We start from the raw sequence: 23,058 nt of genomic DNA on the forward strand, positions 1-23,058 counted from the left end.
CGGCGAAAGCCGGCTTTTTTATATGCTGTGTGGACCCGAGTTCAAACGTAAGCCAGATCGTGCTGCCGAATGACCACATCAATCCAGTCGTTCGTATGCCCGAAGCGGTAGCCCAGCGCCTTTGCGCGGCTCGTATCGAGCACCAGCGCCGATGGAAAATCGAAGGGCGACAGGACCCCAGGCGCCGCCACCTGCGCCGCCTGGCGCGGGAAGGCATCCTCGTCGAGCGCCTTGGCCACGCGCGCATGCAGGGCAAACGCCGACAGCGGGCCGTCCGCGGCGGCGTTCACCGGCCCGGTAAAGCTTTGTTCGCCCGCCCACACCAGGAAATTGGCCGCCTCCTTGGCCTGCATGAAGGAGACATCCGCCTGGGCGTTCGAATACGGCAGCGCGGCGCGCAGGCGCACCAGGTCGACGTAGTGGGCCAGGCGGCCGGTGAAGTCGTCCGGGCCGCCCAGCACGTGGGCCAGGCGCGCCGTCACCACGGGCAGGCTGCCGTCGCGGTACAGGTAGGCCTCGGCCTGGATCTTGCCATCCACATAACTCTCGACGGCGCGCGCCGGATCGTGCCAGGGGTAGCCGGCGTCGATGGGCTGGGCGTGGACATTGAGGTCGCGTTCCGCGAACGGGCGGCCGAGCGGTTCCAGTTCGCGGTAGGCGTCGATGGTCGAGGTCATCACGTAGCGCCCGACGCGGCCGCCGAAGACGCGCACGGAGATCGCCGCGTCGAGCGGCGAATAGCACATCTGGTCGTAGACGATGTCGAAACGGCTGGCGCCGAAGGCGGCGCGCATGGCGGATTCATTGCGGCGGTCGACGCGCACGCGGGTAATGCGGCCGCCGAAAGGATCGGGCGCATAGCCCCGTGTTGCGATTGTCACACGGTGACCGGCCAGAAGAAGGCGCTGCACCAGCAGTTTGCCGAAAAAGCGGGTGCCACCAATCACCAATATATTCTTGGGCATGACTTTTCCTTGTGTGATGGGCTATATTGTATTTTCTGGTAGTTAATCCCTTCAACCTAGAAAAAGTACAGGTATTGAATAAGAAATTCTTATGCATGGAGGCGGTATGAAGCCTTTGCGCAGCCTGTCGGGCCTGATCGACTTCGAATGCGCGGCGCGCTGGGGCAGTTTCAAGCTGGCCGCGCGCGAGCTGCACAAGACCCCGGCGGCGGTCAGCCAGCAAGTCAAGCAGCTCGAGGAAAACGTCGGCTTTCCTTTGTTCGTGCGCCATCCGCGCCACATTTCGCTGACCGAAAAAGGCCAGGAACTGGCGATCGCCACCGGGCGCATGCTGGGCGATCTGCGCGCCAAGGTGGCGGCGCTGCAGCGCGGCGACGAGGAATCGGTGCTGCGGATCTCGACTACGCATTCGTTCGCGATCAAGTGGCTGGTGCCGCGCATGCACCGCTTCACCAAGCTGTATCCGGAGCTCGACATCCGCATCGACTCGAACGACGCGCCGGTGGACCTGCACGCCGACAGCACCGACGTGGCGATCCGCTACGGGCCGGTGCGCGAGGGCGACCCCTCAGTGCTGTTCCGCGAGCGCCTGGTGCCGGTGTACAGCCCCGAGCTGCTGGCGCCCGGCCAGGCCGGCCTGACCCTGGCCGATCTGCCGCATTGCCGCCTGCTGGTGGAGCAGTCGCCCGAGGCCTGGCTGCAGCTGCTCAACGAGAACAAGGCGCTGAAGGGCAAGTACGACTTCTCGCGCGGGTACAGCCACTGGGGTGTGCTGGTGCAGGCGGCGGTCGCCGGGCAGGGCGTGGCGCTCGTGCCCTACGGGATCGCCTTCCAGGATATCGTGAAGGGGGCGCTCAGGCAGATTCCGGCGCGCAGTGCGCCGTTTGCGAATGGGTACAAGTTCCTGGTGAATCCGCACAAGGAACATATGCTCAAGGTGCAGCGGTTCAGGGCGTGGATGGTCGGCGAGATGGAGGAGATGCGGGCGTCGCTGGAGAAGGGATGAGCTGCGGGCCGTGTGTGCAAACTTGGGTTCCGGCCGAGGGGGACTCGGCGTTCCCCTCGGCCGGGGCCCAAGTTCGCACCGCAACCACAAACAACAACGGCAGCCACGAATGGCTGCCGTTCTCATTTGAAGCGACGATCTTTTACTTCACGCCGTGCATCAGTTTCTGAATCAGCGGAGCGATCAGGAACAGCAGCACGCCGCCGCCCAGCAGGATCCAGAAGCCGAAGGTATAGCCGTCCAGCGCCGAGGCCACCGACATGCCGGACTCGCCCGACACGTGCGAGGCGAAGATGCCCGACAGGTTGTTGCCGATACCGGTCGACAGGAACCAGCCGCCCATGCCCAGGCCCACCAGGCGGGTCGGAGCCAGCTTGGTGACCATCGACAGGCCGATCGGCGACAGGCACAGCTCACCGATCGACTGGATCACGTAGACCATGAACAGGGTCCAGAACGGGATCTTGCCCTGGTCGTTGATCAGCTGGGTCAGCGCATACATCAGCAGGCCGAAGGCCAGGCCGTTGAAGATGATGCCCAGGCCGAACTTGCGCGGGATCGACGGGTTCGTGTTGCGCTTGCCCAGGGCCACCCAGATGGCGGCGATGATCGGTGCGCAGACGATGATGGCGATCGAGTTTACGGACTGGAACCAGGCCACCGGGAAGATCTTGCCGTCGCCGAAGTCGCGGTTCACGATCTGCTCGGCCAGGAAGGTGAACGAGCTGCCGGCCTGCTCGAAGAAGCACCAGAACAGGATGTTGAAGAAGAAGATGATCATCATGGCGATGGTCTTGTCGCGCGAGACGGCGCCTTCGCGCACGCCTTCGACGATCAGCATCAGGGCCAGGATGATGAACAGCACGGTCAGCACGATCTGCAGGTTGGCGGCGCCGGCCTGCAGCAGCAGGTAGACGACCGGGATCACCACCAGCGAGCCGACGACCACGCCGATCAGGCGCTTCGGGCTGGCCAGTTCGCCGACCGGTGCGCCGATGCCCTTGAGCTGCTTGCGGCCGAAGTAGAACCACACCAGCGACAACAGCATGCCCACGCCCGAAGCGAAGAACACGATCTTGTAGGCCGGAGTATCGCCGGTGTTGAACACGTTCTGCGCCAGCTGCTGGGTCAGGATCGGCGAGATGAAGGCGCCGGCGTTGATGCCCATGTAGAAGATGGTGAAGCCCGAGTCGCGGCGGGTGTCATGGATGGCGTACAGCTGGCCGACCATGGCCGAGATGTTCGGCTTGAACATGCCGTTGCCGACGATGATGGTCGCCAGTCCGAGCTTGAAGACGTCCTGGCTCGGGATGGTGATCATGAACAGGCCGGCCGCCATGAAGACGGCGCCGACGAGAATTGAGCGCTGGTAGCCGATGACGCGGTCGGCCACATAGCCGCCGAAGACGGCGCCGGCGTAGACCAGCGCGAGGTAGGAACCGTAGGTCAGGTTCGCGTCGGCCTGGCCGACGGCGTCGCCGCCGTAGAACTGAGCGACGATGTAAAGCACCAGGGCCCAACGGATGCCGTAGAAAGCGAACCGTTCCCAGAATTCAGTCATGAACAGCATCCACAGCGGAGCTGGATGGCCCATGAACTGCTTGAATTCTGGGATAGGTCCCTTGGCAGGTGAAGTAGCTGCACCGCTCATGCGGTTCCTCCCGAAATAATGTTTGTCTCGATGATTGGTTGTATGGAGAACCGGCTTGCCGATAATTCCAATAGGCACGCATTCTAGTGCATATCTGTCAGCTCAAGCGATTTTTTTCCAGTTGTGTTAATACGCGCGCAGGCAGGCGCACGGAGCCGAGGCGCGAGGGAGGCAAAATGTTGCACTTTGGCGTATATTGCCTATCAGGCCTGTCCCTTAGTGGCTCGTTTCACAGAAGAGAAAAGGAAAAGAACACCATGACCCATGATGTAGTCGATACGCTTATTTCCCCGGAAGGCCGCCTGGAAGTGCTGTCCAAGGCGGAGGTGGCCAAGCTGCTCGACACCAGCAAGGCCGGCCTGTATGACATTTTTCGCAAGTGCGCGCTGGCGGTCCTGAACAGCGGCAGCGACATCGATGACGGCAAGGAGCTGATGGAGCGCTACGCCAGCTTCGACATCAGCATCCTGCAGCGCGAGCGCGGCATCAAGCTCGACATCCGCGGCGCGCCCGCCCACGCCTTCGTCGACGGCAAGATGATCAAGGGTATCCACGAGCACCTGTTCGCGGTGCTGCGCGATATCGTGTACGTGCATTTCGACGTCACCGACAACCCCAAATTCGACATGACCCGTACCGAAGGCATCACGGACGCGGTCTTCCACATCCTGCGCAACGCCAACGTTTTCCAGGCGCAGCGCAATCCCAACCTGGTGGTGTGCTGGGGCGGCCACTCGATAAGCCGGGTGGAGTACGAATATACCAAGCGGGTCGGCTACGCGCTCGGCCTGCGCGAGCTCGATATCTGCACCGGCTGCGGACCGGGCGCCATGAAGGGCCCGATGAAGGGCGCGACCATCGGCCACGCCAAGCAGCGCCTGGGCGGCGGCCGCTACCTCGGCATCTCGGAGCCGGGCATCATCGCGGCCGAGTCGCCGAACCCGATCGTCAACGACCTGGTGATCATGCCGGACATCGAGAAGCGCCTGGAGGCGTTTGTCCGCACCGGCCACGGCATCGTGGTGTTTCCGGGCGGCGCCGGCACGGCGGAAGAGATCCTGTACATCCTGGGCATCCTGCTCCATCCGGAAAATGCGGAGATTCCGTTCCCGCTGGTCTTCACGGGCCCGGCCACGGCGCGCGAGTATTTCACGCAGATCGACCACTTCATCGGCCTGACCCTGGGCGAGGCGGCGCAGCGGCGCTACAAGATCATCATCGACGACCCGGACGCCGTGGCGCGCGAGATGCAGGCGGGGATCAAGCAGGTGCGCGAGTACCGCAAGGCGCACAGCGACGCCTACTACTTCAACTGGCGACTCAGGATCGACCACGAGTTCCAGCGTCCGTTCCGGCCGACGCACGAGAACATGCGCAACCTGAAGCTGCACCGGGCGCAGGAATCGCACATGCTGGCGGCGAATCTGCGCCGCGCGTTCTCCGGGGTGGTGGCGGGGAATGTGAAGGAAGAGGGGATTCGCGCGATCGAGCAGTACGGGAAGTACGAGATCCAGGGCGAGAGCGCGATCATGGGGCCGATGGATGCCTTGCTGGCGTCGTTTGTGGAGCAGAGCAGGATGAAGTTGCCGGGGAAGGCGTATATCCCGTGCTACACCATCGTCCAATAATCGTCGACGCTTTCAGTACCACCGTCCCCAAAACCGTCGTAGGCGCCAGTGGCGCGTATGACGGTCTTTAGGGTGGTGGGGGACGGAAGTGCTGTCGGTTTTCACACAATAAAAAAGGCGGGCGTGCTTTGCACGTCCGCCTGTTCACCTGGCCGCCACGGCGGCCATACCTGATTCTCAGTCTTCCTTGCGCAGGTGCGGGAACAGCAGCACATCACGGATATTCGGCGAGTCCGTAATCAGCATCATGAGACGGTCGATGCCGATCCCGCAGCCACCCGCCGGCGGCATGCCGTATTCCAGCGCACGGATGTAATCCGCGTCGAAATACATCGCCTCTTCATCGCCCGCGTCCTTGGCGGCCACTTGCGACAGGAAACGCGCCGCCTGGTCTTCCGGATCGTTCAGCTCCGAGAAGCCGTTGGCGATCTCGCGGCCCACCATGAACAGTTCGAAACGCTCGGTGATGCCTTCGCGGCTGTCCGAAGCGCGCGCCAGCGGCGACACTTCGACCGGGTAATCGATGATGAAGGTCGGTTCCCACAGCAGGGCTTCCGCGGTCTCTTCGAACAGCGCCAGCTGCAGCGCGCCCAGGCCCGAAGTGGCGAAAGGCTTGACGCCGAACTTCAGCAGTTCTTCCTTGAGGAAGTCCATCGAGTTCAGCTGCTCCGGGGTATAGCCCGGCGCGTACTTGTCGATCGCTTCGACGATGGTCAGGCGCTGGAAAGGCTTGGACAGGTCCAGCTCGCGGCCGCCGTAGCTCAGGACAGCGCTGCCGTGGGCGTCGACCGCGGCCTGGCGGATCACCTGCTCGGTGAAGTCCATGATCCACTTGTAGTCGGTGTAGGCCGCATAGAATTCCATCATCGTGAATTCCGGGTTGTGACGGACCGACACGCCTTCGTTGCGGAAGTTGCGGTTGATTTCGAACACGCGGTCGAAACCGCCCACCACCAGGCGCTTCAGGTAGAGTTCAGGCGCGATACGCAGGTACATTTCCATGTCCAGCGCGTTGTGGTGGGTGATGAAAGGCTTGGCCGCGGCGCCGCCCGGGATCGGGTGCAGCATCGGGGTCTCGACTTCCATGAAGCCGTGCTTTTCCATGAAGCGGCGCATCGACGACATCGCGGCGGTACGCGCCTTGAAGGTGCGGCGCGTCTCTTCGTTCATGATCAGGTCGACGTAGCGCTGGCGGTACTTGGTCTCCTGGTCGGCCAGGCCGTGGAACTTGTCCGGCAGCGGGCGCAGCGACTTGGCGATCAGGCGCAGCTTGGTGACCTTGACGGTCAGCTCGTCGGTCTTGGTCTTGAACAGGGTGCCTTCCACGCCCAGGATGTCCCCCAGGTCGTAGTGGTGCAGGGCTTCCATCGCATCAAGGCCGGCGTTGTCCAGGGTGACGTAGATCTGGATGCGGCCATCGGCCATCGGGCCCGACGAATCCTGCAGGGTCGCGAACGCGGCCTTCTTGCCGGCTTCGCGCTTGAGCATCATGCGGCCGGCCAGGACCACGGCCACCGGCGACGCTTCCAGCTCCTCACGGCTCTTGCCGCCGTGTTCCTCGGTCAGGTTGGCCGCCTTGTCCTGGGGGACGAAGTCGTTCGGGAAGGGATTGCCCTGCTGGCGCAGCGCGGCCAGCTTGGCGCGGCGCTCGGCCATGATCTTGTTATCGTCGGCGGCCACGATCGGCGCCTGTTCTTGGTTTTCCGTAGTCATGATGGATGGATTCTTTTTAAATTGTTCGGGCGAACAGGCTGTCAACGTCCAGCTCGGAGAAGTCGTTGACGATGGCCACGATATTGTCGAATTCGGCGAAGCTCGCCGCGGGCAGGGTGGTGGTCAGCACCACCGCGCGCATGCCGGCGCGGCGCGCCGCTTCCACGCCCAGGGGCGCGTCCTCGAACACGATGCAGTGTTCCGGCGCGACGCCGCAGCGGCGGGCCGCTTCCAGGAACACGTCCGGGTGCGGTTTGCCGCGCGCGACGTCGGTGGCGCCCACGACGGCGTCGAAATGGCGGCGCAGGTCCAGGCCGTCGAGCGTGAACTCGATGTTGGCCGGCGGCGCCGCGGTCGCCACGGCAAGCTTCGTGCCGCTGGCCCTGGCGGTGGCGATCAGGTCCTCGAAACCGTCGACCGGCCGCAGGTGCGGCAGGTAGAGCTCGCGGTACACCGCTTCCTTCTCGTGGTTGAGCGTCGCGATTTCGTCGTCCTCGAGATGCTCGCCCATGTGGGCGCGGATGATCTCCTTGCCCTGGCGGCCGGCCGTGGTGCGGAAGAATTCGTCCGCATCGATGGCGCGGCCGCGGCGCTCGAAGAAGGCGATCCACGAACGCGTGTGGAAGGCCATGTTGTCGACGATCGTGCCGTCCATGTCGAACACGAAGGCGCGTGCAGCGTGCTTCATCTTAGATGCCCTGCTTGAGCGAGGCCGAGATGAAGTCGTCCAGGTCGCCGTCCAGCACGTTCTTGGTGTTGCCGGTCTCGAAGCCCGTGCGCAGGTCCTTGATGCGCGACTGGTCGAGCACGTAGGAACGGATCTGGTGGCCCCAGCCGACGTCGGTCTTGGAGTCTTCCAGCTTCTGCTGCTCGGCCATGCGCTTGCGCAGCTCGAGTTCGAACAGCTTGGCGCGCAGCATGTCGAAGGCTTCCGCCTTGTTGCGGTGCTGCGAGCGGTCGTTCTGGCACTGGACCACGATGCCCGACGGAGCGTGCGTCAGGCGCACCGCGGAGTCGGTCTTGTTGATGTGCTGGCCGCCCGCGCCCGATGCGCGGTAGGTGTCGATGCGCACGTCGGCCGGATTGATCTCGATCTCGAAGGATTCGTCGACTTCCGGATAGACGAACAGCGAGGTGAACGAGGTGTGGCGGCCGTTGGCGGAGTCGAACGGCGACTTGCGCACCAGGCGGTGCACGCCGGTCTCGGTGCGCAGGTGGCCGTAGGCGTACTCGCCCTCGACCTTGATGGTGGCGGTCTTGATGCCCGCGACCTCGCCCTCGGACAGTTCCATGACCTCGGCCTTGAAGCCCTTGCGCTCGCAGTAACGCAGGTACTGGCGCAGCAGCATCGACGCCCAGTCCTGGGCCTCGGTGCCGCCGGCGCCGGCCTGGATGTCGATGAAGCAGTTGGCGTGGTCCATCGGGTTGCTGAACATCCGGCGGAATTCCATCGCCTCGATGATCTTCTGGATGCCATCGACGTCGCCGGCCACCGCTTGCAGGGTGTCGTCGTCGCCTTCTTCGCGCGCCATCTCGAACAGGTCGGCGGCATCAAGCAAGTCGGCGCGCGCTTTTTCCAGCGTCAGGACGACGCCTTCGAGCGCCTTCTTTTCCTTGCCCATTTCCTGGGCGCGTTTCTGGTCGTTCCAGATGCTCGGGTCTTCCAGTTCCTGGTTGACCTGTTCTAGTTTCTCCGACTTCTTATCGAAGTCAAAGATACCTCCGAAGTTCGGCTTCACGGCTGGTCAGGTCGTTCAGCAGGGCGGAGAGGGCGTTGATGCGTTCAGCTTCCATGGCGGCTAAGTGTGGGTATGAGTTGGATCGAACCCAGGATTATACCTTAGGACGCCTGTCAGCCAGTGTGCTATGGACGCTTGCGGCGGGAGAGAAGAAGGGTGATCAAATAGACAAGCCCGGCGTAGAGCAGGACCAGCAAGACGCAGACCCAGCCCTTGGGCAGGGCGACGGCTTCCCCGTGCAGCAGCCCGAGAGGCCGCAGCACGGGGTTCCAAACGAGCAACAGGAGGACGGCCGGCGCCGCCAGCAGGGAGAGCGCCTGCTCCAGCCAGGGCGGCAAGCCGAGGTTGAAGCTGGCGACCGCCCCGATGGCGGCGCCGAAATAGGCCGCGGTCAGCGCCGCGGCCAGCAGGGGCCGGTTCCTGTATCTCATCCGATTCTCACCCGACTATTCATGCCCCCATCTTAACGCATGGTCTGGGCGGCCCGTGCGTCGCGGATATCGATCAGGCCGTCGCGGTTCAGGTCGCGGCGGTCGCCCGGCACCAGGGCGCGCAGGCCGCGGTACTGGTTGATGATCGCCACGTCGCCGGCGCCGACCACGCCGTCGTTGTCGAGGTCACCCGCCTTCTTGGGCACGAACTGCCAGCGCTCGTAGGCCTGGCTGGCGCCGATGTCGCCCAGGCGCGCGCTGCTGCCGCCGCCGACCACCAGCAGCGAGATCGCGCGGTAAGGACCGTCCACGCCCTGGAAGCCATCGTAGGCCCAGTTCATCGAGACGTTGTTTACGCCCGCCGACAGGCTGCGCGAGGCGTTCACCAGCCCGATGTCGCCATTGCGCCCGATCACCTTGTACGAGATCTGGTAGAAGCCGGCATTGCGCACCGTGACCGGGAAGGAAGCGTTGAACGAGGCGATGTAGCCGTCCTGCAGCACCGGGGTCACGGTCAGCTGCGGCTTGAGTTCGATCGCATCCGCGCACAGATTGGCCAGGGTGGTGGAGAAGGCGCCGGCTTCGCGCTTGCGGTAGGCCAGCGCGATCTCGCTGCCGCCGACGTCGAGCGCATCGACCTGGGCCAGCGTGTAAGGACCGTCGACGCCCAGCTTGGCCTTGATGTCGGCGGCGCTGAAATTCGCCACCAGGGTGCCGGGGCCGACCCCCATGTCCTTGGCGCTGCGGGCGTCGATGCTCTTGCCGTTCGGCGCCACCAGGCGCATCAGGCTGGCGTAGCGGCTGGCCTTGAGCACATCGACGTCGACCGTCGCGCGCAGGGTGGCGACGCAGGCGTTCACGCCGCCGATGGTCTCCAGCCGGATGCCGCGCGCGCTCAACTGCGGCGCCACGACGTTCACCTGCGAGGCGGCGGTGCGCAGCACGGGACCTTTCGGGGTCGGGATCGTGACCGTGCCCAGGATGTCGTACAGGCCCGGGGTGGCGAAGGTGTAGTCGACGCTGTAGACGCCGTCGCCGGCGCGGCCGTCCGGCGTCTTGCCGTCGTCATACCCGGTCTGGGCGGCGCCAGGCTGGCCGCTGCCGATCGCGATCGACGGGCTCAGGCCGATGATCGGCGCGCCGTTGTCCAGCACCACCATGCCGACCGAGACGTCTTCGCCCGCCAGCAGGGTGGTGCGCTCGATCGCGATGCCGGCCTGGTAGCGCGAACGGGCCATGATGGTCCCGAGGGCCACGGTCGGGCCGGGCGCGGCCGGGAAGGTAAGGCGCAGGGTCCAGGTGCCGTCCGCGGGCGCGGCGATGGCTTCGGCCACGAACACGCCGCCCGGCAGGGCCGGCGTGCGCTCCGAGCCCGGGTGGAAACTCAGGCGCGGGTCGCCGGCGCCCAGCACTACGTCGCCATTCGGGTCGACCAGGGTCAAGACGGCGCCGTCGACCGGCACGATCAGGTCGAAGGACAGGCTGTCGGCGCCGCTGAGGGCGAAGGGAATGTCCAGGCGGGTGGCGCCGGCGTTGATGTCGCCGGTGACCGTCGCCGGCAGGTTGAGCGCCACCGGCACGGTCTGCGCCAGCGCGCGGCCGCTCAGCAGCATCAGCAGCAGGAACAACGGCGCGAGCAGCCACCCGAGGATCAGGGCCGGACGCTGGGCGCCGGTCTGGGTCATGTTAAAGATCTTCATCTGGGCCTCGCTTAATTCAGGGGGATGGTCAGGTCGAGAATGCGGTTCACATTCAGGCCATTCTTGACCGTGCTGTGGTTCGCCGCATTGTTCCCGAGCGGGGTGCCGTAGCCGGGGTGGGCCGAGCGCAGGGTCACCACGATGTCGTTGGCCTGGGGAGCCGGGGCCAGGATGGTGTCGTAGGTGAGGACCGTGCGCGTGCCCCACAGGCGGCCGGGGACCGTGGTCAGGGTCATCGGCGCCGACTGGAAGTCGCGCAGCACGAGCCAGGCGCGGCGCGCGGCGTAGTGGGCGATCGACGGGAACAGCGGGTCGGATTCCGGCTGGGTCAGGTCGTTATCCCCGTTCAGGTCGGCGTTGGCGCCGTAGGTATAGGTGTTGGGGATGTTGCCGCGCAGGCCGAGCGAGAGCGCGGTGGTGGCGGCGCCCGTGGTCAGGTCCGCCAGGCCAGGCAGCTGCGGTCCCTGGCCGAAGGTCCAGGTGCTGATGTAGGCGTCGGCGAATCCGTTCGGGTCCTGGCCCGAGTTGATCTTGTCGTCGGCCTTGGTCTTCTGGATGATGGACATGTCCGCGGCGACGCTGCCCAGGTGGGGCGTGGACAGGGTCGACAGCGACAGGATCTCGAACTCGGGGCCGATTGCCTGCAGGCCCTGGGTGTCCAGGCCGCCCTTGCTGTGGGCGATCACGTGCACCTGCTTGGCCTTGAGCGGCTTGAGGAAGTTGTCGATGCGGGTGCGCAGTTCGGCCGCGTTGGCGGCCACCGAGCCGTTGCCGCCCTGGCCTGCGCCGAGCGAGAAGCGCTCGAACAGCACGCCGCGGTCCTCGAGGGCGCGGATGACGCCGTTGGCCGAGGCTTCGTCCCAGGTGTCGGCGCCGGCCGAGATGCCGTGCTGGAGGATGTAGGGCGCCGCGGCGTGGAATTCGACCGAGACCCAGTCGACCGCCATGCACCAGTATTCGTCGCTGTTGGCGGTGTCGATGTCGATGCGGATCTCGTTCGGCTGGCCGAACTTGAGTTCCTCGATCGGGATCATGATGGTGTCGTCGGTCCAGGTGCCGTCGAAGCCGCCCAGGGTCTTCTTGAACTTGCCGTTGAAGGAGACGCGGTCGACCTCGGGCTGGTAGGTGCCGTCGGTGGCGGCCTTGTCGTCGATGTCGTAGACCGGGAAGCGCAGCGCGAACTGGGCCGAGAGCACGCCGTTGGCGACCAGCTTGGCCGCGTCCTTGAGGGTGCCGTCCGCGTTCAGCTGGGTGTCGTTGACCAGCTTCGGAATCGTGATGCTGATGCGCAGCGGGCCCTCGCTGCGGTAGCTGCAGCCGGTGTCCAGGCCGGAACCGGAATTGACGACATAGGTGCCGAGCTTTTCCTCGGGCGGGGTGAAAGGCGACGAGTTCTGCGCCTGCGCGGAGAGCGGCAGCAGCAGGCCGGCCGCGATGGGCAGCAGAAGCGCTTTGATGGCGTTGTGCATGGTGGGCTCCGTGGCGGTCAGTTGGTGAACGTGATGTCGCTCATGACGACGGCGTCGCCGCGCGGCGCGAGCCTGGCGCTGAGTTTCTTGCCGACGTCCGCCGGGCTCAGTTCCTGGGTGGACGACACCCAGCGCGATTCGCCGCTCGCCAGGCGCAGCAGGACGCGCTTGCCGCGCACTTCGACCACCTCGCCGCTCACGGGCGTGCCGGCTGAGGCTTGCGCCGCCGGGGCCGCCTTGGGCGCCGGTGCGGAGGTCTGGGCGGTGGCGGGGCCGGCGGCCAGGATGGCGGCGGCAAGCAGGGCGCCGCCGGCCTTGCGGCGGCGGGCAGCGGCCAGGCCGAGGGCGCCGAGGCCGAGCAGGGCCAGGGTCTCGGGTTCCGGCACCGGAGCGGTCTGGCCGATGGCGACCTGCACGCGCGCAGTGCTGTAGTTCGTGTCCAGCAGGCCGGCGCCGCTGTCGAGGAAGAGCAGGTTCGGGTCGGCGAGATCGATCTGGATCGCGGTGCCGGCATGGGCGGCCAGCGCCTTGAAGTCCAGCGACAGGAAGCGGAAGGCGCCGGCCTGGCCGCCGTCGAGGACCGCCGAGCTGTTGCCCGAGACGCCATAGGCGTCGATGGTGCCACCGGCAGCGCTGGCGTCGCCGAAGAAGCCGAAGGAGCCGGGTTCCGGGAGGTCGAGCTGGTTGCTGCTGGCCGCGGCGTCGAGGAAGCTGAAGCCGGCGAATTCGAGCACGCTGGTGTCGAACAGCACGTCGAGATCGAAGCCGCCCAGCGAGTCGTATTGCGCGGCGCTCAAGCCGGCGATGCGGAAGTCGACGCGGAAGCTCTGGCCGAGCGCGACTTGCGAGGCGGACGAGGCGACGGAAATGGTGGCCGCGCCTGCGCTAGGGGCGGCACAGGCGGCCGCGGCGAGCAGCGCGCAACTAATATTTCGGGACAGCAACCGAAAAATATGCATGGAAACCTCTTTAGAATTGTTAGGGACATACCCGTGGACAGAACGCCATGTTGGTCGTTCAGCGCGGAAACAGAGCATTAATCGTGCCTACCGGAAATCACCATGGAAGGACGAGTAAAGTTGTCATCCGTGTAAAGACAACCGACACAAAGTTAATAAACTTTTCATGCAGCAAGGGTGGCGAGTCGGCCTTTTGGGTAGTTTCCCCATCGAATCCAGGCGCTCGGCGCTTCTTGTATGCATGTAAAGAAAGCCGACAGAGAAGGGCCTGGCCGAGGCTTGCCCTTGATGCATGGTGAGGCCCTGCGTATCATGCGGCGTTTGCCATTGATTGCTCTCCGCCATGCGTTTCCCCACTTTGTTCCTGATTCCCGTCGTACTGGGCGCCTCCGGCGCCGCCTGGTCGGCCACGCCCGCGACGGCGAAACTGGCAGGCGCAAGCGCCATGCTGGCCGTCCTGGAAACTACCGACCTGCACGCGAACGTGGTGGGCTACGACTACTACAAACTGGCGCCCGAGCCCTCGTTCGGCCTGGACCGCACGGCCAGCCTGATCGCGCAGGCGCGCAAGGAATTCCCGAACACCCTCCTGCTCGACAACGGCGATACGATCCAGGGCAACGCGCTGGCCGACTACCAGGCCCTGGTCAAGCCGCTCGGCTGCGGCGAGACGCTCGGCATATACAAGATCATGAACAAGCTCGGCTACGACGGCGCGGGCGTCGGCAACCACGAGTTCAACTACGGCCTGGCCTACCTGGGCCAGGTGACCGGCAGCCGTTTCGAGGTCAAGGGCGTCAAGGCCGGGAAGAAGTGCGCGGGGCCGGCCTTCCCGGTGGTGCTGGCCAACGTCTACAGCGCCAAGACCGGGAAGCCCTTGTTCGCGCCTTACCGCATCATCGACAAGAAGATCACCGGTGTGGACGGCGCCGGCAAGCCGGTGAGCGCGACCGTCAAGGTCGGCATCATCGGCTTCGCGCCGCCGACTATCATGTCCTGGGACAAGCGCTGGCTCGAAGGCCGCGTCTACACCGAGGGTGTGCGCGAGGCGGCCGAGAAGTACATCCCCGAGATGCGCGCCAAAGGCGCCGAGCTGGTGGTGGCGATCTCGCACGGCGGGCTGGACGCAAGCCGCTATTCGCCCACGATGGAGAACGCCAACTACTACCTGGCGCAAGTGCCGGGCGTGGACGCCATGCTGCTGGGGCACTCGCACCAGCTGTTCCCGAACGCTGAGAGCACCGTCGCCCAGTTCAACCTGCCGGGCGTGGACAAGGCGCGCGGCTTCGTGCACGGCGTGCCGACCGTGATGGCCAACCTGTGGGGCAAGCACCTGGGCGTGATCGGCCTGCACCTGAAGCACGACGGCAAGCGCTGGCAGGTCGAGAAGGACAAGACCTTCGTGCAGGCGCGCGCCGCCCAGACCGGCGCCAAGTCCTTCGTCGATGCCGATCCGGAAGTGCTGGCGCTGGTGAAGGCGGAGCACGAGGCCACCATCGACTACGTCAAGACGCCGGTCGGCAGCACCGCCTTCCGCATGTCGACCTATTTCGCCGACGTCGGCGATGTGTCGGCGATTCAGGTGGTGAACCAGGCGCAGACCGCGTATGTGGCGAAGTACGTCGCGGCCAACCTGCCGCAGTACGCCAGGCTGCCGGTGCTGTCGGTATCGGCGCCTTTCAAGAGCGGGGTGGCGGGACCGTCGGACTACACGGACGTGAAGGCGGGCGCACTGGCGCTCAACAACGCGGCCGACCTCTACCTGTATCCGAACGCCCTGTACGCGGTAAAGGTGGATGGCGCGCAGCTCAAGGCCTGGCTGGAAAAGGCGGCGCAGCGCTTCAACACCATCGACCCGGGCAAGGCCGAGCCGCAGGAACTGGTGAACCTGGCCGTACCGAGCTATAACTTCGACACTATCACCAGCCTCGACGTCAGCTACGAGATCGACGTTACCCGGGCGCCCGGCGAGCGCATCCGCAACCTGAGCTGGCGCGGCAAGCGGATCGACGCCGCGCAGGAATTCCTGGTGGCGACCAATAACTACCGTGCCAGCGGCGGCGGCAACTTCCCCGGCCTGGACGGCAGCAAGACCGTGATCGCCTCGCCGGACAACAGCCGCGACGTCTTGATCGCCTACATCAAGGAAACCAGGCAGCTGACCCGCGCCGCGCATGGCGCCGCGCGCAGTTGGCGTTTCGCGCCGGTGAAGACGGCGGGGCCGGTGGTGTTCCATTCGGCGCCGGGCATGATCGGGCTGGCGCACGAGGCGGGGCTGCAGAATGTCAGCCAGGTCCTGCCGGACGACGGGCGCGGCAAGGGCACGGCGCTGTACGTGATCGATCTGTCGAAATGAATCGTTTTATCGTGATGGCCATGGCGGCGCTGGTGCTGGCGCAGCCGGCGGCGGCCCAGCATGGCGACGAGGGCGACGCGGCGCTAAGGCGCGGGCTGGCTTACCGCAGCAATGGCGAGCCGGCGCTGGCGGCGCACTGGCTGGGCGTGGCGGCGCGGCGCGAGGTGCCGGAGGCGATGTTCATCCTGGCGAACATGTTGTTGGCGGCTGATGGGGTGGCGCGCGACGAGGCGGAGGCACGGCGGCTGCTGGAGGCTGCGGCGCAGCTGGATTGCGCGGAGGCGTGGCAGCAGCTGGCCTTGATGGAGCCGGATCCGGTCAAGGCGGCGCAGCTGATGCGGAGGGCGGCGCATGCGTTGACGCACCGGGGTGAGGTTTCGCGTTAGCGGTTTGCTTGGAAAACTTGGGTCCCGGCCTTCGCCGGGATGACGTTGTAGAACTGCGGACTGACGGAATTAGCGACAGTACGCGACCTGTGCACGTCATCCCGGCGGAGGCCGGAACAATGCCACTGGCATTGTTCCGCCCAAGTTGCCCTGCTCAGTGAAGCTGCCTCTTCTCCGGCTGCACCAGCACAAACGGACTCACCACCGACGCCCAGAGCGTCGCATCCGCCGCCGTCCAGGTCTGCGCCTGCTGGTCGCTCACCTTGGCCACTTTCCCCGACTGCATCCACTGCGTGATGCTCTCCTTGTCGTCGTGCGCGATGCGCAGCGCCACGTCGATCAGGTCCAGCTCCTCGCTCACATACACCACCGAGCCGCTGGCGAAGTGGCGCTCCAGTTCGCTCCATTTGACGCGGCCGGTCTCGCGGTTGATCTTGTCGTGCAGTTCGGTGTCTTTTTCGGGATTGGTCTTCATGGCTCAGCTCAGGATCTCCACCGCGGGCTGCGGCGAACCCCGCCATGTTAACCGATAGGTCTGGGCCTTGCGAACATTGCCCACCAGTGCGGGCCGGAAGCAGGCCAGGCAGGTGCCGCCGGGATGGCGCACGCTCGGGTAGATCACGCCCATCGAACCCGTGTCGAGCAGTTCGGCGGCCAGCGCCTGGGACGCCACGTAGCTGCGCGGGTCCAGGCAATCCTCGTAGGCCGCGATGCCGCGCAGGTCGTGGAAGGGCGCGCCGAAGTCGGCCAGCAGGCACTGGTAGGTCACGCTGTCGTCGAAGCGGTTGATCTCGTGGTACTCGACCGTCTTGTGGAAGATAACCTCGGCCAGCGAGGTCTCGGCGGCGAAAGCGCAATACCAGGCGCCGCGCTCGCCGTCGTTGAAGCGGCTGCCCTCGGGCCGCGCATAGGTGAAGGCGGCGTTGATGATGCGGAAGTTCGGCACGCCGAACACCAGCTCGTCCATGCCGATCCCGGGCAGCAGGCCGGATTCCCCGCGCAGGCGCTCGTTGGTGGCGTTGTCGAGATCAAACAGGTCGCGCAGCATGTCGTCGTCCTCGGCCAGCGGGGCGAGGACGGAATCTTCCAGGTCGGCGAAGCGGGATGGAATCAGGCGGCAGGTATCGAACTGGCGCAGCGGAGTGAGTTTGGGAATCAGGGTCACTCACAACCCTCCGCGGCGCGCGTCCAGCAGTTTGCGTACCGTTTGCATCGCGATCAGGCCGCCGGCCAGCATGTAGGCGAGCGGAGTGCGTCCGGCGAAGACCGGATTGGTGTTGGGCAGGTGGATCCATTCGTCGGCAAGCTTGTCGCCGTAGAGGATGTGCAGGGCCTTGTAGACGCCCAGCAAATAGGAAATGCGGGTGATGCGGTCGACTTCGAGCACCCGGTCCGGGTTCTTTTTCCAGTCGTAGTACGAGGACGAGGACAGGCCGCCGAGCAGTTCGCGCGCATCGTCCTCGCGCAGCTGCCAGGCCCCGGCCAGCTTGAAGAAGCCCTTCAAGGCCGAGCGCGACAAACGCTCGCGCTCGGCCTTCGAATTCAGGTCGACCAGCACGGCCGGCTCGAATCGGCTCTTGGGGTATGAATAGGCTAGGCTCATGGTTCCTCCGAATATGGAGTCTTTATACTCCGTTTTTGGAGGATTTGCAACCGGTGGTTGTCAAGTGTGTGGTACCGTGACAGAATCGCAAACTTGCCAAATCGAAAAGGATTTGTCCATGCGTCTACGTACGATTTCTCTGCTGACCGCCTGTCTCATGCTGGCGGCGACGGGCAGCAGTGCACGGGGGCCCCACGAGGACCTCAGGAAACAGGTGGCGGATAGCGAACGGGCTTTTGCCGCGACCATGAAGGCACGCGATTTCGAGGGTTTTACCCGCTTCGTGGCGGATGAGGCCATTTTCATGTCCGGCGAGGGCGCGTTGCGCGGCAAGCAGGCCGTGGCGCAGGGCTGGCGCAAGTATTTCGACAAGCCTGCAGCGCCGTTCTCGTGGGAGCCGGAAGAGGTGGAGGTGGTGGACTCGGGGACGCTGGCGTATAGCGGCGGGCCGATCTACGACCGCAGCGGGAAGAAGATCGGGCGCTTCAATTCGATCTGGCGGCTGGAAGCGCCGGGGAAGTGGAGGGTGGTGTTCGATCGGGGGTCGGATTTTTGTGAGTGCAAGAAGTAACTTTCTGCACTCACCATTAGTCGAAAAACGTCATCCCCGCCTTCGCGGGGATGACGAAGCACAGTGTAACTATTTTCCCAACCGGTAACGCTGTTCGCGATACAACAGCGACGGCAGCATCACGTGCGCCATCGCCTGCTCCACCTGCGCCTTGCTTGGCGTCCCTGCATTGAAGTCGACCTTGCCGCTGGCCGCCTCGTACTTCGCCAGCAGCGGCGCCTGCCCCGGCCGCAGGATGGTCGCGGACTCGCCCTCGAGCCACGCGAAGTAATCGTTGAACTGGATCAGCGCCCGTCCCGGCGTCGCGTCGTCGCGCGCGAAGTCGCGTCCGATCATCGGGTGCTCGCTCGACACGCCCAGCAGCGACAGCAGGGTCGGTCCCAGGTCCACCTGGCTGGCGATGGTCGCGATGCGCTTCGGCTGGATGTCCGCTCCCAGGATCAGCCCGGGAATGTGGAACTTCTTGATCGGCACCAGGCTGTTGCCGTACACACGGTTGTCGTGGTCGGCCACGATCAGGAATACCGTATCCTTCCAGTACTCCTGCTTCTTGGCTTCGCGGATGAATTGGCCGAGCGCGAAGTCGGCGTACTTGACCGCGTTATTGACGGTCTGCTTGGCCGGATCGTGCAGGCTGATCTTCCCATCCGGGAATTCGAAAGGCTCGTGGTTCGAGGAGCTGAAGATCAGGCTGAAGAAAGGCTTGCCCTGTCCATGCAGGTGCTTCAGGCGCTCCAGCGATTTATCGAACAGGTCTTCGTCCGAAGCGCCCCAGCTGCCCACGAACTTCGGCTTCATCTGTGCCTGGTCGACCACGCTCTGGAAGCCGTTCCCGGTGAAGAAGCTGCGCATGTTGTCGAAGTGCGCTTCGCCGCCGTACACGAACTCGGTGTGGTAGCCCTGCTGGCCCAGGCCAGCGGCCAGGGTGTAGAAGTTCTGCTGCGCCAGCGAGAGCTTGACCACGCTGCGCGCCGGCGTCGGCGGGAAGCCGGCGATCACGGCCTCGATGCCGCGCACCGAGCGGGTGCCGGTCGCGTAGAGCTGCTCGAACCACCAGCCTTCACCCTTCAGCTTTTCCAATTCCGGAGTGACCGGCAGGCCGCCCAGCGACTGCACGAAGGTCGCGCCCAGGCTTTCCTCGAGCACGATCACCAGGTTGAGCGGCTTGGCGCGCTGGACGGCCGCCAGCTGGCGGTGCAAGGTCGGCAGTTCGGCGTTCGGGAACTGGTGGTCCTTCAGCCACGGCGCCGCCTTCACCTGAGCGAAAACCGTCTCGCGCGGCAGCTTGCCATAGATCTCGGACGACTTGGCTTCCTTGCCCATCGAATTGATCGCGTCCAGCACCGACCAGGGGGAGTTCACGATCAGCGAATTGACCATCGCATCCTTGGTCAGGGCGAACAGCGCCGGGTTGGCCGGGCGGTGGGCGGTGGTCGACCGGATCTGGAAGAACACCACCAGCACGATCAGCGGCCAGGTCAGGAGCAGCTTCTTCGCGGACCACAGGCCGGCGCCGGTGGAAGCGGCCTTCAGGAGGCGGAGCAGGCTCACGCCCAGCACGATGGTCGCGCCCACGCCCAGCAGCAGGGCGATGCGAAAGCCGTTCCACAGGGTGGCGCCCACTTCGCGCGGGTGCGACAGGTATTCGACGAACAGCCGGTTCGGCCGCACGTCGTACTGCATGATGAATTGCGGCGTCGAGACCTCCATGAACACCACGAAGATCAGTCCACAGGCGGCCCAGGCCACCGTCAGGATGCGCCAGGCGCGCTGCGTCTTGCGGTAAGCCAGGAAGGGCGCCAGGACCAGGGGGAGCACGAACAGGTAGCCCATCAGGATCAGGTCGGCGCGCACGCCCTGGACCAGCATGGTGCCGGCGATGCCGGTGGCGGATACGCGATCCCATTGCCAGGCCATCAGCCCGAGGCGCGAGAGCGACAGCAGCGCCAGCCCGATCACAAGCATCTGCACCAGGCTGACGTAGGGCCCGGCCCAGCGCGTGATCCGGGCCAGCCATGCGGCGCTGGTGCTCAAGGGTTGCCTGCCGAAGGAAGGCTGGTGGAAGATGGTGTTGGGATCGACGCGCATGGCAGCCCCTGGAAGGTAAGGTTTATGCGCCGGTGGCGCCGACGCCCGCGCTCAGCAGCCAGGCCACGAACAGCAGGAATACCAGCATCATCGCGAACAGGGTGCTCAAGCGGCGGCCGTCGTTCGCGTTCTCGAACAGCGGTGCGCGCCTGGTGGCCACGCCCACGAAATAGGCGCCGAACACGGTCGCCAGGTAGTGCACGGCGCCGAACATTTCGCCCAGCTCGCCCTTGCGCGGGTGGTCGATCAGCAGGTGCGACAGGATCACCAGCACCAGGTAGGGGATCGACGCGGCCAGCGGCGGCAGGTAAAGGCCGAAACGCTCGACGAAGTCGCGCACGGCCGGGCGCGAGCGCGCCAGCAGCGGGAGGACCAGGTTATGAGTCAGGCCCACGATCACGATCAGCTTGAGGATGACGTTCTTGTGCAGGCTGCCGCTGCCCACGGCCAGGTTGTGCAGGTTGGTTTCGGCCTGGCGGTTATTCTGCAGGAAGAAGTCCGGCGACTGTACCTGCAGCACGCGCTGGAACCAGCTGATTTCCTCGATCGCCGCGAGCGCCACCACCACGCTCAGGCCGCCCAGGGCCAGGAGTTCGAGGCGGCCGGCGCCAGGCTGGCGGGCGCGTTCGACGGTCGCGAAGGCGAGCAGGCCGGCGATCACGGTGAAGCAGAGGAACTGCATCCATTCGACGATGCCGTCCTCGCCCAGCAGGCGCCACAGCTGCTTCGGGTCCGGGCCGGACCAGGCGACCGCCAGGCCCAGGACGAATACATTGACGGCGATGCCCGTGGCGATGGCCGGATGGGTGAACCAATTCCTCTTAGTTGCTGCTGACGTTACCACTTCTGTGCTCCTTGATCGGTGAATAGGTGTCGATGCCGGCCGCGCGCAGGGCCGGCAGGTCGGCGGCCAGGCCAGGGACCGGCTGGCGTTGTGTGTTCAGCGGGCGGCGGCGCAGGCGGCGCAGGCCGGCGGCGGCGACGGCGATCACGGCCCAGCCCCACAGCAGCGGGTCGATGACCGCATCCCAGATGTTCCCGGTCGGCAGGCGCAGCAGGGAAAACAGCAGGAAGGCGCCCAGCAGGGGCAGCGCCTGGCGCTGGTTGCGGCCGCGCACGATGGCGGCGGCGCAGGCGATGGTCGCCAGCACCGCCAGGACCGGCACGCTGGCGGCGGAGAAGCCCGCGTAGTAATAACCCTGCGAAATCAGGCCGAAGGCATCCAGGTAGAGCGCGGTCCCGGCGATGGCCAGCGGCGCGGCCAGGCCGGTCGGGAGGACGCACACGGCGCGCATGCCGCGCCGCCGGTCCAGCAGCTTGAGCAGGCAGCAGGCGGTAAGCAATCCGCTCGGATACTGGAAGGCCAGGCCCAGCGTCCACGCCGGCGAGGCCTGGCCCGGCAGGACGGCCAGCAGCACCATCAGGCCGAGCGCCGCCAGCGGCAGGCGGCGGCTGCGGCGCCAGGGGCCGGGCGCCAGGACGACCAGCACGGTGGCGAGCACGATGGCCCAGGCCAGCCGTCCGTAGATCATCTGCCAGGTCAGGTCGGGCAAGCTCATCAGATTGTGTCTCCAAGCGAGATGCGGTAGCGGTGGTGGGCGATCGACTGGCGCTGGTGGGTATAGGTGACGTGCAGCTCGTCGCCGACCTGCTGCATGGTCGGGTAGGAGAACTCGTCGCCGGCCGGGCCGCGCGCGACATCGGCGACGGTGCGCCAGGAATGGCTGTCGTTCGAGATCGACAGGCGCAAGGTGCTGCGCGAGGAGCCCCCCGCTTCGACCGGGTTGTGCAGCATCAGGAACTGCCCGCTGCTCAGGCGGATGACCGCCAGCGAGGTATCGTGGTTCGCCATGTTCAGCGGCGGCTGGTCTTCCCAGCTATGGCCGCCGTCGCGGCTGGTCACGTGCTGGACGCGCTGTTCGTCGCTGGCGTCGCGCATCCAGGCGCGCACCTCGGTATTCGATACCGGCACGATGGCCGGCTGCAGGGTCGTGGTGCGCTCGCCGATGCGGCCCAGCCAGGTCGGGTCGCCTTCGGCGTCGAAGGCCATCAGCATGGGGTACTTGATGCCGATCTCGAAGTAGACCGGCAGCCACCAGCCGCCGTCGCCGGTGCCGACCGGATTGGTGCGCACCAGCACGCTGGTATTGAACAGAGGCGACATCGGCAGTACGCGCTTGACGTCGAAGCTGGCGCCATGGTCGGCCGAGATCATGTGCGCCACGCGCGAGGCGGCCCAGCCGCCCAGGCCGGTGGCCACGACATAGAGGTGGATGCGGCCGTCGCGGTCGGTCCAGGCGACCGGATTGCCGATGCGGCGCACGCCGAAGCCGAGGGCTTTGCCGAGAGAGGCGCGGCTGGCGACTTCCCAGGGCGGGCTCCAGCCGCCGTTGTGCCAGCGCGACGCATACACCTTGACGTCCGGGCCGCTCTCGCGGCTGCCGGCCCACCAGAAGGCGAGCATGCGGTCGCCCGCGAGGGCGGTCAGGGCGCTGGCGTGGGCCGAGGGGACGCCCTGCGGCATCGGGATGTGGGAGCGCGAGAGTTCGGACAGCGCCACCCGGCCGGATGACACGGCCTTGGGGAGGGTCGGGACGGCCTTGGAGCGGGCCACGTGGGCCCAGCGGAGCGCTTCGGCGCCGGCGACGACCAGGACGGCGAGGGCGCAAGCGAATACGGTCCAGCGGTAACGGCGTGACTGCAGGTTCTGGTGACGCTCCATACTCTTCCAGTAGCGGAAACCTTCCCGGTAGAGCAGGATTCCTAACGTTCACATGACCGGCGCCGCTTGAC

At 65.7% G+C, this 23,058-nt stretch carries 21 protein-coding genes; 5 read left to right on the forward strand and 16 right to left on the reverse strand.

Annotated elements, in window-relative coordinates:
• Positions 1–41: 41 nt before the first annotated feature.
• Entirely contained in the window at positions 42–965 is a 924-nt protein-coding gene (locus J8847_RS00005) for an NAD-dependent epimerase/dehydratase family protein (protein ID WP_211522638.1), read from the reverse strand.
• Between the two features lie 106 nt (positions 966–1,071).
• Here J8847_RS00005 and J8847_RS00010 point away from each other — a divergent pair, with 106 nt between their 5' ends.
• Positions 1,072–1,971: a LysR substrate-binding domain-containing protein gene (locus tag J8847_RS00010; protein WP_211522639.1), complete on the forward strand. Its 900-nt coding sequence runs from the start codon at positions 1,072–1,074 to the stop codon at positions 1,969–1,971.
• A 142-nt stretch (positions 1,972–2,113) separates the two neighbouring features.
• Here the strand turns inward: J8847_RS00010 and J8847_RS00015 are convergent, their stop codons facing one another.
• The gene (locus J8847_RS00015; RefSeq protein WP_211522640.1) at positions 2,114–3,622 is read right to left on the reverse strand and encodes a peptide MFS transporter; all 1,509 of its coding nucleotides are present in this window, start codon (positions 3,620–3,622) and stop codon (positions 2,114–2,116) included.
• Between the two features lie 257 nt (positions 3,623–3,879).
• On the opposite strand from J8847_RS00015, the gene ppnN reads away from it, so the two are divergent.
• A complete protein-coding gene (ppnN, locus tag J8847_RS00020; RefSeq protein ID WP_211522641.1) occupies positions 3,880–5,250 on the forward strand; it encodes a nucleotide 5'-monophosphate nucleosidase PpnN in 1,371 nt (456 codons plus the stop codon).
• Between the two features lie 177 nt (positions 5,251–5,427).
• Here ppnN and lysS read toward each other — a convergent pair whose 3' ends face one another.
• From lysS to J8847_RS00055, 7 genes are all read right to left on the reverse strand, one after another.
• A complete protein-coding gene (gene lysS / locus J8847_RS00025; RefSeq protein ID WP_211522642.1) occupies positions 5,428–6,963 on the reverse strand; it encodes a lysine--tRNA ligase in 1,536 nt (511 codons plus the stop codon).
• 16 nt (positions 6,964–6,979) lie between these two features.
• Positions 6,980–7,651: an HAD family phosphatase gene (locus J8847_RS00030; protein ID WP_211522643.1), complete on the reverse strand. Its 672-nt coding sequence runs from the start codon at positions 7,649–7,651 to the stop codon at positions 6,980–6,982.
• A 1-nt stretch (position 7,652) separates the two neighbouring features.
• Positions 7,653–8,757, reverse strand: a protein-coding gene (gene prfB / locus J8847_RS00035; protein WP_211522644.1) for a peptide chain release factor 2 whose coding sequence is annotated in 2 segments (ribosomal slippage) — positions 7,653–8,675 and positions 8,677–8,757 — 1,104 coding nt in all. Because the reading frame shifts where the segments join, the coding sequence is not laid out codon by codon here.
• Between the two features lie 70 nt (positions 8,758–8,827).
• Positions 8,828–9,133 carry a hypothetical protein gene (locus J8847_RS00040; protein WP_211522645.1) on the reverse strand — a complete coding sequence of 102 codons (306 nt, stop codon included), beginning with the start codon at positions 9,131–9,133 and terminating at the stop codon, positions 8,828–8,830.
• A 32-nt stretch (positions 9,134–9,165) separates the two neighbouring features.
• On the reverse strand, positions 9,166–10,833 hold the full coding sequence (locus J8847_RS00045) for a choice-of-anchor X domain-containing protein (protein ID WP_211522646.1): 1,668 nt from the start codon (positions 10,831–10,833) through the stop codon (positions 9,166–9,168).
• An 11-nt stretch (positions 10,834–10,844) separates the two neighbouring features.
• Positions 10,845–12,302, reverse strand: coding sequence for a triacylglycerol lipase (locus J8847_RS00050; RefSeq protein WP_211522647.1), 1,458 nt, complete (start codon positions 12,300–12,302; stop codon positions 10,845–10,847).
• 17 nt (positions 12,303–12,319) lie between these two features.
• Positions 12,320–13,261 (reverse strand): cohesin domain-containing protein, encoded by a 942-nt coding sequence (locus tag J8847_RS00055; protein ID WP_211522648.1) that lies wholly within the window; start codon positions 13,259–13,261, stop codon positions 12,320–12,322.
• Between the two features lie 343 nt (positions 13,262–13,604).
• Here J8847_RS00055 and J8847_RS00060 point away from each other — a divergent pair, with 343 nt between their 5' ends.
• The gene (locus J8847_RS00060; protein ID WP_211522649.1) at positions 13,605–15,617 is read left to right on the forward strand and encodes a bifunctional 2',3'-cyclic-nucleotide 2'-phosphodiesterase/3'-nucleotidase; all 2,013 of its coding nucleotides are present in this window, start codon (positions 13,605–13,607) and stop codon (positions 15,615–15,617) included.
• Positions 15,614–16,003 carry a sel1 repeat family protein gene (locus J8847_RS00065; protein ID WP_211522650.1) on the forward strand — a complete coding sequence of 130 codons (390 nt, stop codon included), beginning with the start codon at positions 15,614–15,616 and terminating at the stop codon, positions 16,001–16,003. The genes J8847_RS00060 and J8847_RS00065 overlap by 4 nt, the downstream gene beginning before the upstream one ends.
• Positions 16,004–16,157: 154 nt before the next feature.
• Here the strand turns inward: J8847_RS00065 and J8847_RS00070 are convergent, their stop codons facing one another.
• From J8847_RS00070 to J8847_RS00080, 3 genes are read right to left on the reverse strand one after another with little or no spacing between them, the layout of a single operon-like run.
• A complete protein-coding gene (locus tag J8847_RS00070; protein WP_211522651.1) occupies positions 16,158–16,478 on the reverse strand; it encodes a DUF2288 domain-containing protein in 321 nt (106 codons plus the stop codon).
• 3 nt (positions 16,479–16,481) lie between these two features.
• Positions 16,482–17,168 (reverse strand): RES family NAD+ phosphorylase, encoded by a 687-nt coding sequence (locus J8847_RS00075; protein WP_211522652.1) that lies wholly within the window; start codon positions 17,166–17,168, stop codon positions 16,482–16,484.
• Complete coding sequence (locus J8847_RS00080; protein ID WP_211522653.1) at positions 17,169–17,606, reverse strand: MbcA/ParS/Xre antitoxin family protein; 438 nt, start codon at positions 17,604–17,606, stop codon at positions 17,169–17,171.
• A 118-nt stretch (positions 17,607–17,724) separates the two neighbouring features.
• Here J8847_RS00080 and J8847_RS00085 point away from each other — a divergent pair, with 118 nt between their 5' ends.
• Positions 17,725–18,177 (forward strand): DUF4440 domain-containing protein, encoded by a 453-nt coding sequence (locus tag J8847_RS00085; protein ID WP_211522654.1) that lies wholly within the window; start codon positions 17,725–17,727, stop codon positions 18,175–18,177.
• A gap of 69 nt (positions 18,178–18,246) precedes the next feature.
• Here J8847_RS00085 and J8847_RS00090 read toward each other — a convergent pair whose 3' ends face one another.
• Genes J8847_RS00090 through J8847_RS00105 form a run of 4 tightly spaced genes read right to left on the reverse strand, consistent with a single transcriptional unit; the run spans position 18,247 to position 22,987 of the window.
• Positions 18,247–20,265 carry an LTA synthase family protein gene (locus tag J8847_RS00090; protein ID WP_229512426.1) on the reverse strand — a complete coding sequence of 673 codons (2,019 nt, stop codon included), beginning with the start codon at positions 20,263–20,265 and terminating at the stop codon, positions 18,247–18,249.
• Between the two features lie 22 nt (positions 20,266–20,287).
• Positions 20,288–21,109, reverse strand: a complete 822-nt coding sequence (locus tag J8847_RS00095; RefSeq protein ID WP_373999798.1) for a hypothetical protein — start codon at positions 21,107–21,109, stop codon at positions 20,288–20,290.
• Complete coding sequence (locus tag J8847_RS00100; RefSeq protein ID WP_211522655.1) at positions 21,087–21,824, reverse strand: hypothetical protein; 738 nt, start codon at positions 21,822–21,824, stop codon at positions 21,087–21,089. Before J8847_RS00100 ends, J8847_RS00095 begins: the two co-directional genes overlap by 23 nt.
• Entirely contained in the window at positions 21,824–22,987 is a 1,164-nt protein-coding gene (locus J8847_RS00105) for an exo-alpha-sialidase (RefSeq protein ID WP_211522656.1), read from the reverse strand. The genes J8847_RS00100 and J8847_RS00105 overlap by 1 nt, the downstream gene beginning before the upstream one ends.
• Between the last annotated feature and the right edge of the window lie 71 nt (positions 22,988–23,058).

The organism is Massilia sp. AB1 (genome assembly GCF_018119385.1).
Taxonomy (GTDB): Bacteria; Pseudomonadota; Gammaproteobacteria; order Burkholderiales; family Burkholderiaceae_D; genus Telluria.